The following is an 11,912-nucleotide window of genomic DNA, read 5'->3' as shown; positions in this document are numbered from 1 at the left end:
ATACTCGGATTCAAAACGCCCCTCGAAGTCTTCTTTGAGGGTGTCGACAACAGCGTTGCCAACCAGAGTTGAATTCGCCGTGCGAATCAATTGTTTGATAAGAGTGTGCCCGGGGCGGGAATCGAACCCGCATAGCCTTACAGCTGAGGGATTTTAAGTCCCTTGCGTCTACCAGTTTCGCCACCCGGGCATTGCGATAGCGTGCCTGATTGCGCGCCGATTGTGAATCTCTGCGTGCGTGTCTTGCTTCACTGCCGGCGCCTGTGCGGCCTGCGCTATGCTGCCGCCGCATAGACGCGCGGAAACCGCCCGCGCACGATCGAAGGAACCGCATGTCCCGCACCACGCTCCTCGCACTGCTTCAACCGCGCATCGCCGTCATCGGGCTGGGCTATGTCGGCCTGCCGCTGGCGGTTGCGTTTGGCGAGCAGCGCGACACCGTGGGCTTCGACATCGATGCGCAGCGGGTAGCGCAGTTGCGCGATGGCCACGACGCCACGCTGGAACTGGATGACACCGAACTGGCTGACGCCACGAGGTTGCGCTACACCGCGAACGCTGCAGATCTGGCTGACTGCAAGATCTTCATCGTCACTGTACCAACGCCGATCGACAGCTTCGAGCAACCCGACCTGGAGCCGCTACGCAGTGCCACTACGTTGATCGCTGCCGCGCTCAAGCCCGGCGACCTGGTGATCTACGAATCCACCGTGTATCCGGGCACCACCGAAGAAGTCTGCGTACCCTTGCTCGAAGCCGCCTCCGGACTGCGCTTCAACGAAGATTTCTTCTGCGGCTACAGCCCCGAACGCGTCAATCCCGGCGACCGCCAGCGGCGCCTGCGCGATATCCGCAAGATCACTTCCGGCTCCACCGCAGCCGCAGCCGATGCGGTCGATGCGCTGTACACCAGCATCATCACTACGGGTACCTGGCGCGCGCCGTCGATGCGTGTAGCCGAGGCCGCCAAAGTGGTCGAAAACATCCAGCGTGACGTCAACATCGCACTGGTCAACGAGCTGGCGCTGATCTTCGACAAGTTGGGCATCGACACGCTTGATGTGCTGGAAGCGGCCGGAACCAAGTGGAATTTTCTGCCATTCCGGCCCGGCCTGGTCGGCGGCCATTGCATTGGCGTGGATCCGTATTACCTGATGCACAAATCCGAAAGCGTGGGCTATCACCCGGATCTGATCCACACCGCGCGGAAAGTCAACAACCGTGTCGGCCGACACGTCGCCGAGCGCGTCTGCGGCATGCTCGCCACGCGCGGCTTGGTGCTTGCGCAGGCGAGGGTGCTTGTCTTGGGCGCCACCTTCAAAGAAAACTGCCCGGACCTGCGCAACAGCCGTGCACTGGAACTGGTGCAGTTGCTGCAAGCCGCTGGTGTACAGGTCGACACCTGCGACCCATGGGCCGACCCTGCAGAAGCCCTGCATCATGCCGGCGTGCAGTTGTGCGAGGCTGCGGACGAAGGCGCCTACGATGCCGTCGTACTGGCGGTGGCGCACGCACAGTACCGCGACTACGACCCCCAGCGCATCGCAGCGCTGGGCAAACAGGGCGCGGTGATTTACGATGTCAAATCGGTCTGGCCGCGCGAAGCGGTCAGCGATCGTCTGTAGCGCGCGCGTCCTGCTGCTGCAGCCAGTGCACCGCCCCATGTGCGGCATGTAATCCGCTGGCGAAGCAGGCAGTCAACAGATAGCCGCCAGTCGGTGCTTCCCAATCGAGCATTTCTCCGGCGCAAAACACGCCAGGTTGCGCGAGCGCCATCAGACCATCATCCAGCGCTTCCAGCCGCACGCCACCGGCCGAACTGATCGCCTCGGCAAGCGGGCGCGGCCGCAGCAAGCGCAACGGTAACTGTTTAAGGGTGCGTGCCACCTGCGCGAGATCGTCGCCGGCCTGCTTGCCCAGATGTTCGTACAGCAAAGCCGCCTTGACGCCATCGATGCCGATTTGCCGGCGCAAATGCTCACTGAAACTACGTCCCTTGCGCGGCTTGTCCAGTTCGGCGCTTACGCGTTCCAGCGAGCGTCCGGGGACCAGGTCCAGGTCCAAGCAAAGTTCTGCGACACCATGCGCGTCGATCTGCTCGCGCAGATCTGCAGCCACGGCATAAATCAGACTGCCTTCGATTCCCGTAGCAGTGGCAACACACTCGCCTTGCAGTTCGTGTTGCACGCCATGGCGATCTCGCCAGTGCGCCACCACCGGCTTGAGCGGCGCACCAGCATGCCGCTGCATAAAATGCGCGCTCCAGTCGATGTCGAAGCCGCAGTTGGCCGGCACCAATGGCGCAACCGCGATGCCAAGTTGTTGCAGCGGCGCTTGCCACTGACCGTCCGAGCCAAGCTGCGGCCAACTGCCGCCACCGAGCGCCAGCACCACGGCGTCTGCAACGTGCTCGATTTCACCGGTCGATGTGTCGAAGCGCAACGCACGGTCATCGCTCCAGCCGAGCCAGCGATGCTGCACATGAAACGCGATGCCTTGTTCCTTGAGTCTGCGCACCCAGCCACGCAACAACGGCGCGGCCCTGCGATCCATCGGGAACACGCGTCCGGAGCTGCCGATGTAGGTCTCCACACCCAACTCGCGCGCCCAATCGCGCAGTGCGTTCGCATCGAAGTGCTGTAACCAGGACGCAACTGGCGTGGCGCGTTCGCGATAGCGCTGAGCAAACAGCGGCATCGGATCCGAATGGGTGAGATTCAAACCGCCCTTGCCGGCGATCAAAAACTTGCGCCCAACCGAACCCTTTGCTTCGTAAAGGTCCACTGCAAGGCCGGCCGCACGCGCCACTTCTGCGGCCATCAAGCCGGCTGGCCCGCCACCAATCACCGCCAGCCGTCGCTTGCTCACATCTGTCATTGCTCGGGCACTCAGCGCCGCTGCACGCCAAGCAATTCCACATCGAACACCAACGAGGCACCGGGCGGAATCACGCCACCCGCGCCATTGTCGCCGTAGCCGTAATCGGGCGGAATCATCAACGTGCGCTTGCCACCTACGCGCATGCCGTCGACGCCATCGTCCCAGCCGCGGATGACCTGATGGCCGCCCAGCACGAACTGGAATGGCTCGGCGCGATCGAGCGAACTGTCGAACTTCCTGCCGTGCTTGTCGGCGGCTTTTTCGTCGTACAGCCAGCCGGTGTAGTGCACGGTGACCATCGCGCCCGGCGTCGCCACTGCACCGGTGCCGACGTTGCGGTCGATCCGCTCGAAGGTGGCGATGGTGCCGCCGGACGGCGGCAGGGCAGGCGCGCAGCTTGCGAGCAACAGGGCGGCACAGAGCGTCAACAAAAAGCGCATGAGATGGTCCATGAACAAAGGGCGCCATTATCGCATCTGGCTCCGGCTATCATCGCACCCATGGCCAAGCTGCTGCTCAATCTGCGCAATGTTCCCGATGACGAAGCCGACGAGGTGCGGGCACTGATGCGTGAGAACCTTGTCCAGATCTACGAGACGCGCCCGAGTAACTGGGGCATTTCCGCCGGTGGCATCTGGCTGAGCGACGACGCCGACTATCCGCACGCCAAGGCGGTGATGGAGGCCTACCAGGCCCGGCGCGGGGCGGTCGCACGCGCGCAGCGCCAGGAGGCGCTCGCATCCGGCACCGCCGAAACTTTCGGCGCGCTACTGCGCAAGCGCCCGCTGTTCGTGATCGCCACGCTGATCGGCATGCTGGTGGTCGCCTCGTTGGTGCTGCTGCCGTTTCTGCTCTTACGCGGCTGATCCCGCTGTGGCGCCATCGGGCTTAAAATAGCCCGATGATCATCAATACCGCCGCCTATCAATTCGTCGCCATCCACGACCCGCAGCAGCTTGCCGACAGCGTGCTGAGCCACGCCGACCGGCAGGTATTGAAGGGTTCGGTGCTGGTGGCTGAAGAGGGCATCAATCTATTTTTGGCGGGCGAGGCCGAACAGATCGACGCGTTCTACGCGTGGCTGCAGACCGATTCCCGTTTTGCGCAGATGCGGATCAAGTACAGCCTGAGCGCGCAGCAGCCATTCGCGCGACTCAAGGTCAAGCTCAAGCCGGAGATCATCAGCTTCCGTCGCGACGATGCCTCGCCATTGCAAGGGCGAGCGCCGACAGTGACGCCAAGCGTACTGCGTGAATGGATTCGACAAGGGCACGACGATCGCGGCCACCCGCTGGTGCTGCTGGATACGCGCAATGCGCAGGAAGTGGAATACGGCACCTTTCAAGGTGCGTTGACGTTGCGGATCGACAAGTTCACCGAGTTGCCGAGCGCGCTGGGGCCACATAGCGCTGCGCTGGCGGATGCCACCGTGGTGAGCTTCTGCACCGGCGGCATCCGTTGCGAAAAAGCTGCGCTGTGGATGCAGGCCGAGGGCATGGACAACGTGCTGCAACTCGAAGGCGGGATACTGGGTTACTTCGAAGACGTGGGCGGCGAAGGCTACGATGGCTGCTGCTTTGTTTTCGACGAGCGTGTCGCGCTAGATCCCGAACTGCGCCCGTTGGTAGATGCACAGCGCAGTGCTGCGGCAGGGGAAATCTGACCGAAAGCGAGTGAATTCCCCGATGTTCGCGCACTGCGTGCGTTCGCATCATGCAAACACGACGGGGCAGTGCGCTGCAGGTGTGTCATTCCTGCACAGCGTCGAGAGGGTTTGGACTCTAACTCCAAAGTAATACGTCGCATCGTGCTTGCCCTGAATTATTCACGGAGATAGGCTGCACCAGCCAGCAGCATAGCGAGGACAACAAGGATGACCATCAGAGTTTTTCTGATTGACGATCATGCACTCGTGCGTACAGGCATGAAGATGATCCTGTCCAAGGAAGTGGACATTGATGTGGTAGGAGAGGCCGAGAGTGGCGAGTCGGCGTTGCCGCAGATCCGCCAGCTCAAGCCCGAGATCGTGTTATGCGATCTGCATCTGCCCGGCGTCAGCGGTCTGGAAATCACCGAGCGCATCGTCAAAGGCGATTACGGCACCCGCGTGGTCATCGTGTCCGTACTGGAAGATGGCCCTTTGCCCAAGCGTCTGCTTGAGGCCGGTGCATCCGGCTATGTCGGCAAGGGTGGCGATGCGCAGGAGCTGCTGCGTGCAGTGCGTGAAGTCGCATTGGGCCGGCGCTATCTCGGCAACACCATTGCGCAGAACCTTGCGCTGTCCAATCTGGAAGGTGGTGGTTCGCCGTTCGATGCATTGTCGCCACGCGAGCTGGAAGTCGCTTTGCTGCTGACGCAGGGGCTACGCCAGGAAGACATCGCCAAGCGTCTGAATCTCAGTGCCAAGACCATCAATACGCACAAGGCGCGTCTGTTCGAGAAAGTTGGAATTCAGGACAGCATTGCGCTCGCACGTCTGGCCAACCAATACGGTTTGACCGATCCTGCGCGAACGATGTAGATCGCTTGTTGGTATGCCCAACGAATTGCGCGCAAAAACAAAGCGGCCCGAAGGCCGCTTTGTTTGACACAGACCTTGCCTGATTACTCAGACAAGGTCCAAACAAGCGATGGAGCCATCAGTGATCGTTACGTGGCTTGTTGGTGTCGTCTTCCTGCTCTTGTGCTTCAGTCACACTGCTCGAAGGAGCCTTAGGTTTCACCGCTTCGGAGACGACAACCGTCGGCTTGGGCTCATCGTTCACATGATTGTGCACGTTCGCAGGCGCCACGGAGGTAACTGCTGCAGGCTGCTCAGGTGCCTTGTACGGTGCGTGCGTTTCGGCAAGCGCTGAGGATGCCGGTGCTGTGGCGTCGGCCGGAGCCAATGTGTCGAGCAGCGTCGTCTGCACCGGGGCGTACGGCTTGCGTGCCGCAGTCACCGGAGCAGAGTCAGCAGCTGGCGTGGTCTGCGGCACTGTCATGGTGGAGGTAACTGCGACATCCACAGCCGGTCTCGCAGCACTGGATAGCTCTGCTTGCGGCTGCTTGACAGTGACCACGTCTGCCTGGGCAGCAGGCTCGCTGGAAGGCGAAGTTGTTGCTCGCGTGTGCACCGAAGCAGCAGCCGGAACTGTGTTGGCTTTCACCGGCTCCGATTGCACGGGCGCCCGAGCAACGACCGGCGCAGCGCGTTCCGGGCTGACGGCAGGGGCTGCTGCAACGTCAGTCGATGCCGACGACACCGGCTTGGGCTGCTGCGCAACCGGTTCCGACGCAGTAGCCGGCGACGTCGTATCAGTACGCTCGACAGGTGCAGCTGCAGGAGCCGGCATTGCAATTACGGCAGGAGCCGCAACTGGAGCCGGAGTAGCAACCGGAGCCGGTGTGGCAGCAGGCGTTGATGCAACAGGTGCCGATTGAGCAACAAATGCCGCAGAGACAACTGAAGCATTGCTACGCGCCTGCTCAGCTGCAGTTGCAACCGGAACTGCAGCCTGCTGGTCGAAGGACGGTGTGGCGTTGGAGACCGGTGCGGTGGTCGAGGTGGTGTCGGCCGCTGCCTGACTTTCCGAACGCTCCTTCGGCACTGGACGCGGCTTTACTGCTGCAGCAGTGCTGGACTCCGGTTTAGCGCGAACAGAGGCTGCAGGCGTGGCTTCATCGTCGAAGTCGAACTCCGGCTGGCCGGCGCGCGGCGCAACGGACGTTTGCGTCTGCGTGCCGGCATCGTCGCCTTCGTTCTCGTTGTCGCCATCGAGATCGCCTTCGGAATCGCCTTCGGAATCGCCATCCAGATCGTCCGTTTCCAGACCATCGGCGCCAATACCACCCTCACCATTTGCGCCAGCGCCACGACGGCGACGACGGCCACCACGACGGCCACGACGGCGACGACTACCGCCTTCGCCATTGGCCGAATCATCGCCCGGTGCATCCGGCGTCTGACTGTCTGCACTGGCGTCAGTGCCATGGTCGGCATGCGCTTCGGTCACGATCACGTCAACCGGGTGTGCCTGCGTGGCCTCACTTGCGGGAACGTGCGTGGTCACCGGCGCAGCGGTTTCGGCGATTGCCGAAACTACGCCTGCAGTCGTCGCCGTTGCGGCCGTAGAGGTCAGCGTCTGCGCCGAAGCCGTGCCTTCGTCCTGACGGGCGGGGCGCTGCTGCCTCTCGGACGGCGCGCCGTCCTGCTGTGCAGGTGCACGCGGCGGACGCGGAGCCTGATTCTGCGGCTTCTGCTTTTGCTGCTGCTGGCCCTGATGCGGCTGCTTGGGCGCCTGCGGTTCGTTACGCGGCTGCTTGGCGACCTGCACCTGCTGCTGCGCCTGACCACCATTCTGCGGGTTATGTGCGCTCTGGCCATTGGCAGGCTGGCGGCGCTCATCGCGACGCTCCTTGTTGGCACCGTTTCCGTTTCCGTTGCCGCCGTTACCGCCATTGCCACGCTGCTGATTGCCGCCGTGACGCGCTTCACCACGGCCATCGCGACGCTGACCACCGCGATCGCCACGCTCGTTACGGTTGCCACGGACTGGATCGTTCTGGCGCGGACGTTGGGTCGACGCGGGCGCAGCAGCCACCGGCTCTACGCCACCGAAGATCCGCTTCAGCCAGCCGACCACGCCGGTGACCGGTGCAGGAAGCGGCAGTGCGACTACTGGAGCCGGCGCAGGTGCTGCAGCGACCGGGGCAGGGGCTTCCTCACGCACCGGAGCCGGCTGGCTCGGCTTGATCGAGGTCACTGCCGGCGCAACCGGAATGTTCAACTGTGCCTTGGTCAGCGCATGCACCGGCAACTTGCGCGGCGTACCACGCTGATAGCTCGGCTTGCCGCTGTCTTCGCCCAGCTCGTTCTCACGCAGGCGCGTGACTTCGTAATGCGGGGTGTGCAGATGTTCGTCGGCAACGATGATGATCGGCGAGGCGTGGCGATTTTCGATCTCGCGCAGCGCGCTGCGCTTCTCATTGAGCAGATAGTTGGCGATCTCCACCGGGGCCTGGACCAGCACCTGTCCGGTGTTTTCCTTCATCGCGTGCTCTTCGGCCACGCGGATGATCGACAACGACAGCGACTCGACGCTGCGCATACGGCCATGGCCGTCGCAACGCGGGCACACGATCTGGCTGGATTCGCCCAGGCTCGGACGCAGGCGCTGGCGGCTCATTTCCATCAGGCCGAAGCGCGAAATACGGCCCAGCTGCACGCGCGCACGGTCGTACTTGAGCGCGTTCTGCAGCTTGTTTTCGACTTCGCGCTGATGCTTGGTCGAAGCCATGTCGATGAAGTCGATCACCACCAGGCCACCAAGGTCGCGCAGGCGCAGCTGACGGGCCACTTCTTCGGCCGCTTCCAGATTGGTCTGGAACGCGGTCTCTTCGATATCGCTGCCCTTGGTGGCGCGCGAGGAATTCACGTCGACGGCAGTCAGCGCTTCGGTCTGGTCGACCACGATCGAGCCTCCCGAGGGCAGACGCACGTTGCGCTCGTAGGCGCCTTCGATCTGCGATTCGATCTGGAAGCGATTGAACAGCGGAATGTCGTCGGTGTAGTGCTTGAGCTTGCGCAGGCTCTGCGGCATTACCTGCTGCATGAATTCCTGGGCGTCAGCGTAGAGCTCCGGCGTATCGACCAGGATTTCGCCGATGTCGGCGCGCAGGTAATCGCGCAGGGCGCGGATGATCAGACGCGATTCCTGATAGATCAGGAAGGCGGCCGGCTTGCTCAGCGCCGCCTCGGCAATCGCCTTCCAGGTCTGCAGCAGGTAATCCAGATCCCACTGCAGCTCTTCGGCGTCACGGCCGACACCGGCGGTGCGGATGATCACGCCCATGTCGTCAGGGATATCGAGCTTGTCCAGCGCTTCCTTCAGCGCAGCACGGTCTTCGCCTTCGATCCGGCGCGAGACGCCACCGGCGCTCGGCGAATTGGGCATCAGCACCATATAGCGACCTGCCAGCGAGATGAACGTGGTCAGGGCAGCGCCCTTGTTGCCGCGCTCTTCCTTATCGACCTGCACCACGATTTCTTGGCCTTCGCGCAACAGCTCGCGGATGGTCGACTTGTTGTGGTCGACGCCAGCCTGGAAGTAATCGCGGGAAATTTCCTTCAGCGGCAGGAAGCCATGACGCTCGGCGCCATAGTCCACAAACGCCGCTTCCAGCGAGGGCTCGAGTCGGGTAATACGGCCCTTGTAGATGTTGGACTTCTTTTGTTCCTTGGAAGGCTGTTCGATGTCGATGTCGTACAGGGTCTGGCCGTCCACAATCGCCACGCGCAGCTCTTCTGCCTGCGTTGCGTTGATCAGCATTCGCTTCATTGTTGCGTTCCTCACGCGCTCTACCGCGCGGAACGCCGTGACGTTTCGCCTCTGGAACAGCTTGTCGGCCCTTCGCGCAACGCGCGGACAGGCCTGACCAGGGTTTCCAGCGCTGCAACACCACGGCAGGCCGCGGGAGCGCTTGTCTTTAAGTTTTTAAAGGTGTTTCAGGGCCGGCAGCCGCGTCCGGAAGAACCGGGGCAGCGCACGGGACATGTTCAGCGCGACGGTCAGAAACCGACGGCGATGGCCGGGCAGGCCGGTGAGCCGCTAACATGGCCGCCCCGGGGGCGGTGGTCGCGCACTGTGTCGGAATCATCGGAAGTCAGGCTTCTGGCCAATCAACTTCCAACGAAATCAAACCCTTATCTCGCTAGCCGAGTGTAACAGAATTAAAGAGCCAGATGACCGACATCCAGTTCCCCCAGCCGCCCGCCGACCGTCTAGGCGTGCGCATTCTCAAAGTTGCGGAAGACCGTGCCGGGCAGCGGCTGGATAATTTTCTGCTTGGCCAGCTCAAGGGCGCGCCACGCAGTCTTATTTATAAGCTGGTGCGCAGCGGTCAGGTGCGGGTGAACGGCGGCCGCGCCAAGGCCGAGCGCAAGCTCGAGGGTGGGGAAGAAGTCCGCATTCCGCCGGTGCGCGTCAACCAGGAGGGCGACAAGGCGGCTCCGCCGTCCTCGCTCATGGCCCGGTTGGAGGCGGCGATCGTGTTTGAGGACGCACGCCTGCTGGCGCTCAATAAGCCGTCCGGCGTGGCCAGCCACGGCGGCAGCGGGATCAGCTTCGGCGCCATCGAAACCCTGCGTGCGCTGCGGCCGAACCAGACCCTGGAGCTGGTGCACAGGCTCGATCGCGATACCTCCGGCTTGTTGATCGTTGCCAAGAAGCGGTCGGCGCTGACCGAGATGCAGGCGCTGATGCGGGAGGACGACCGCGTCCAGGGCCGCTGCATCACCAAACGCTACCTGACTTTGCTGGTCGGGCGGATGCCCGATGGGGTGATGACGGTCGATGCGCCGTTGCATATCGGCCTGCGCCAGGGCGGCGAGCGGCATGTGCAGGTGAATGCGATCGGCAAGCCGTCTCTGAGCCACTTCAAGCTGCTCGAACGACGCGGCGGGCACTCGTATTGCGAAGTCCGCATCGAGACCGGCCGCACCCACCAGATTCGTGTGCATGCCCAGCATCTTGGGCATCCGGTGGCCGGTGACGACAAGTACGGCGAGGCGGAGGTGAACAAACGTCTACGCGAGCAGCTGGGCCTGAAGAGGCTGTTTCTGCATGCGGCCTCGCTGGAGTTCTCGCTGGATGCCGGCAAGGCGCCGTATGTGTTGAACGCGCCGCTGGCGCCGGAGCTGGCCGAAGCGTTGGACCGTCTGGGGCGCTGACGCAGACGTTGTAGTACGCCAGCGGAGGGCATTCGGCTGGCGTGCTGGTGTTGATCGGGGTGCCGTAGCGGTCAGCACTGCGGAGTGCGCTCATTCGATGATGCGCGTATGAATCTGCGGTCTTCTAAGATACGAGGTCGCGCTCCAACGCAAGCAAGGACCATGAGCCGAGTGCGCAGGGGCAATGCACCCACGCCCAAGTCAAGGCGTCGCAAAGCGAAACAGCACCAGGCTGATCGCCAGGGTCCCCATGCCAGCTACCAGGCCGTAAACGGTCTCGTGGCCTTGCGCGTAGCGCTTGGCAGCGGGCAGCAATTCGTCCAGCGCCAGAAACACCATCACACCGGAAATCAAGCCGAATACAGTGCCGAAGACCGCTTCAGACAGCACATTAAACAAGGCCAGATAGCCGATGCCCGCACCGATCGTCTCGGCCAATCCGCTTAGCAGACTGGCGCCGAATGCGTAGAACTTGTTACGCGTGGCGAAGTACACCGGCACCGCAATCGCGATGCCTTCGGGGATGTTGTGGATGGCGATTGCGAACGCGAGCGGCATGCCGACCGCAGGGCTTTCCAGCGTCGCAAAAAACGTCGCCAGGCCTTCGGGAAAATTGTGCGCGGTGATCGCAATCGCAGTCATCAAGCCGACCCGACGGATGTAAGCGCGGTTGTCGTCGCGAAACTGCGGATCGTCGCTGGACAGGCTCTGGTGCGGATTGGGTACCAGCCGGTCGATCACCATGATCAACAACATGCCGGCCAGAAACGCCAAGGTCCCGAAGGTTAAACCGAGCTTGTCGTTGTAGGCGCTGGAAAACGAGGCGATCGATTTGTTGAGGATCTCCGACAACGACACGTACACCATCGCACCGCCGGCGAATGCCAGACCGAACGCCAGCAGGCGCGGATTGGGCTTCTTGGAAAACACGACCATCAGGCTGCCAAGCCCGGTAGCGAGTCCGGCAGCCAAGGTGACCGCGAACGCGGTCCAGACGTTGTGTGATGACACTTCGAGCATGTGACGCAACGACCTCGTGGAATGGAACGCACTTCTGCGGGGAGCGTGGCGATTGCTGCGCGATAAGAGCACGACTCCCCGCAAGTGCAGGATGGTCATGCTTGGATGACGAACGTGTGGTGTTCATTTGATCCGACTAAGAGACGTTTTAACTCTGTCACGCAGCCTATTTTACCCGTGGATCCTGGAAGTCACGTCTGACACGTTCGGTGAGCGTTCGATCTTTTAGGAGCCTCTAAAAACCCCAGCAATCTGCCATCATTGACTTGACGCCCTGCCAGCGGAGAACGACAGACATGAT

9 protein-coding genes and 1 tRNA gene are annotated in these 11,912 nt (G+C 62.4%); 5 read left to right on the top strand and 5 right to left on the bottom strand.

The window, feature by feature from the left end; all coding sequences use genetic code 11:
* Positions 1-106: 106 nt before the first annotated feature.
* Positions 107-190: transfer RNA gene (locus XpopCFBP1817_RS16275), tRNA-Leu, on the bottom strand.
* A gap of 142 nt (positions 191-332) precedes the next feature.
* Between XpopCFBP1817_RS16275 and XpopCFBP1817_RS16270 the strand changes: the two genes are divergently transcribed.
* The gene (locus XpopCFBP1817_RS16270; RefSeq protein WP_128417913.1) at positions 333-1,625 is read left to right on the top strand and encodes a nucleotide sugar dehydrogenase; all 1,293 of its coding nucleotides are present in this window, start codon (positions 333-335) and stop codon (positions 1,623-1,625) included.
* On the opposite strand, the gene XpopCFBP1817_RS16265 is transcribed toward XpopCFBP1817_RS16270, so the two are convergent.
* Together XpopCFBP1817_RS16265 and XpopCFBP1817_RS16260 are read right to left on the bottom strand one after the other, a co-directional pair.
* Positions 1,609-2,877, bottom strand: coding sequence for a TIGR03862 family flavoprotein (locus tag XpopCFBP1817_RS16265; protein ID WP_128417912.1), 1,269 nt, complete (start codon positions 2,875-2,877; stop codon positions 1,609-1,611). The two genes, XpopCFBP1817_RS16270 and XpopCFBP1817_RS16265, sit on opposite strands and share 17 nt — an antisense overlap.
* Positions 2,878-2,888: 11 nt before the next feature.
* Positions 2,889-3,320, bottom strand: coding sequence for an FKBP-type peptidyl-prolyl cis-trans isomerase (locus XpopCFBP1817_RS16260; protein ID WP_128417911.1), 432 nt, complete (start codon positions 3,318-3,320; stop codon positions 2,889-2,891).
* A gap of 60 nt (positions 3,321-3,380) precedes the next feature.
* Between XpopCFBP1817_RS16260 and XpopCFBP1817_RS16255 the strand changes: the two genes are divergently transcribed.
* The 3 genes from XpopCFBP1817_RS16255 to XpopCFBP1817_RS16245 all read left to right on the top strand — a co-directional run bounded on the left by XpopCFBP1817_RS16255 (position 3,381) and on the right by XpopCFBP1817_RS16245 (position 5,401).
* Positions 3,381-3,746 (top strand): DUF6164 family protein, encoded by a 366-nt coding sequence (locus XpopCFBP1817_RS16255; protein WP_128417910.1) that lies wholly within the window; start codon positions 3,381-3,383, stop codon positions 3,744-3,746.
* Between the two features lie 35 nt (positions 3,747-3,781).
* Positions 3,782-4,543: a sulfurtransferase gene (locus tag XpopCFBP1817_RS16250; protein ID WP_128417909.1), complete on the top strand. Its 762-nt coding sequence runs from the start codon at positions 3,782-3,784 to the stop codon at positions 4,541-4,543.
* 210 nt (positions 4,544-4,753) lie between these two features.
* A complete protein-coding gene (locus XpopCFBP1817_RS16245; protein ID WP_055826499.1) occupies positions 4,754-5,401 on the top strand; it encodes a response regulator in 648 nt (215 codons plus the stop codon).
* A 118-nt stretch (positions 5,402-5,519) separates the two neighbouring features.
* On the opposite strand, the gene XpopCFBP1817_RS16240 is transcribed toward XpopCFBP1817_RS16245, so the two are convergent.
* Positions 5,520-9,191 carry an Rne/Rng family ribonuclease gene (locus tag XpopCFBP1817_RS16240; RefSeq protein WP_128417914.1) on the bottom strand — a complete coding sequence of 1,224 codons (3,672 nt, stop codon included), beginning with the start codon at positions 9,189-9,191 and terminating at the stop codon, positions 5,520-5,522.
* Between the two features lie 413 nt (positions 9,192-9,604).
* On the opposite strand from XpopCFBP1817_RS16240, the gene XpopCFBP1817_RS16230 reads away from it, so the two are divergent.
* Complete coding sequence (locus tag XpopCFBP1817_RS16230) at positions 9,605-10,591, top strand: RluA family pseudouridine synthase (protein WP_128417907.1); 987 nt, start codon at positions 9,605-9,607, stop codon at positions 10,589-10,591.
* 201 nt (positions 10,592-10,792) lie between these two features.
* Here XpopCFBP1817_RS16230 and zupT read toward each other — a convergent pair whose 3' ends face one another.
* Positions 10,793-11,611 (bottom strand): zinc transporter ZupT, encoded by an 819-nt coding sequence (gene zupT, locus XpopCFBP1817_RS16225; protein WP_128417906.1) that lies wholly within the window; start codon positions 11,609-11,611, stop codon positions 10,793-10,795.
* Positions 11,612-11,912: the final 301 nt, after the last annotated feature.

It is taken from the genome of Xanthomonas populi (assembly GCF_002940065.1).
GTDB lineage: Bacteria > Pseudomonadota > Gammaproteobacteria > Xanthomonadales > Xanthomonadaceae > Xanthomonas > Xanthomonas populi.
The sequence above is the reverse complement of the archived record's forward strand: the minus strand, read 5'-3'. Positions and strand labels throughout refer to the sequence as shown.

Coding starts and splice junctions, on each gene's coding strand:
- XpopCFBP1817_RS16270 (WP_128417913.1), top strand. CDS start 333: ATGTCCCGCACCACGCTCCTCGCACTGCTTCAACCGCGCATCGCCGTC.
- XpopCFBP1817_RS16265 (WP_128417912.1), bottom strand. CDS start 2,877: ATGACAGATGTGAGCAAGCGACGGCTGGCGGTGATTGGTGGCGGGCCA.
- XpopCFBP1817_RS16260 (WP_128417911.1), bottom strand. CDS start 3,320: ATGCGCTTTTTGTTGACGCTCTGTGCCGCCCTGTTGCTCGCAAGCTGC.
- XpopCFBP1817_RS16255 (WP_128417910.1), top strand. CDS start 3,381: ATGGCCAAGCTGCTGCTCAATCTGCGCAATGTTCCCGATGACGAAGCC.
- XpopCFBP1817_RS16250 (WP_128417909.1), top strand. CDS start 3,782: ATGATCATCAATACCGCCGCCTATCAATTCGTCGCCATCCACGACCCG.
- XpopCFBP1817_RS16245 (WP_055826499.1), top strand. CDS start 4,754: ATGACCATCAGAGTTTTTCTGATTGACGATCATGCACTCGTGCGTACA.
- XpopCFBP1817_RS16240 (WP_128417914.1), bottom strand. CDS start 9,191: ATGCTGATCAACGCAACGCAGGCAGAAGAGCTGCGCGTGGCGATTGTG.
- XpopCFBP1817_RS16230 (WP_128417907.1), top strand. CDS start 9,605: ATGACCGACATCCAGTTCCCCCAGCCGCCCGCCGACCGTCTAGGCGTG.
- zupT (WP_128417906.1), bottom strand. CDS start 11,611: ATGCTCGAAGTGTCATCACACAACGTCTGGACCGCGTTCGCGGTCACC.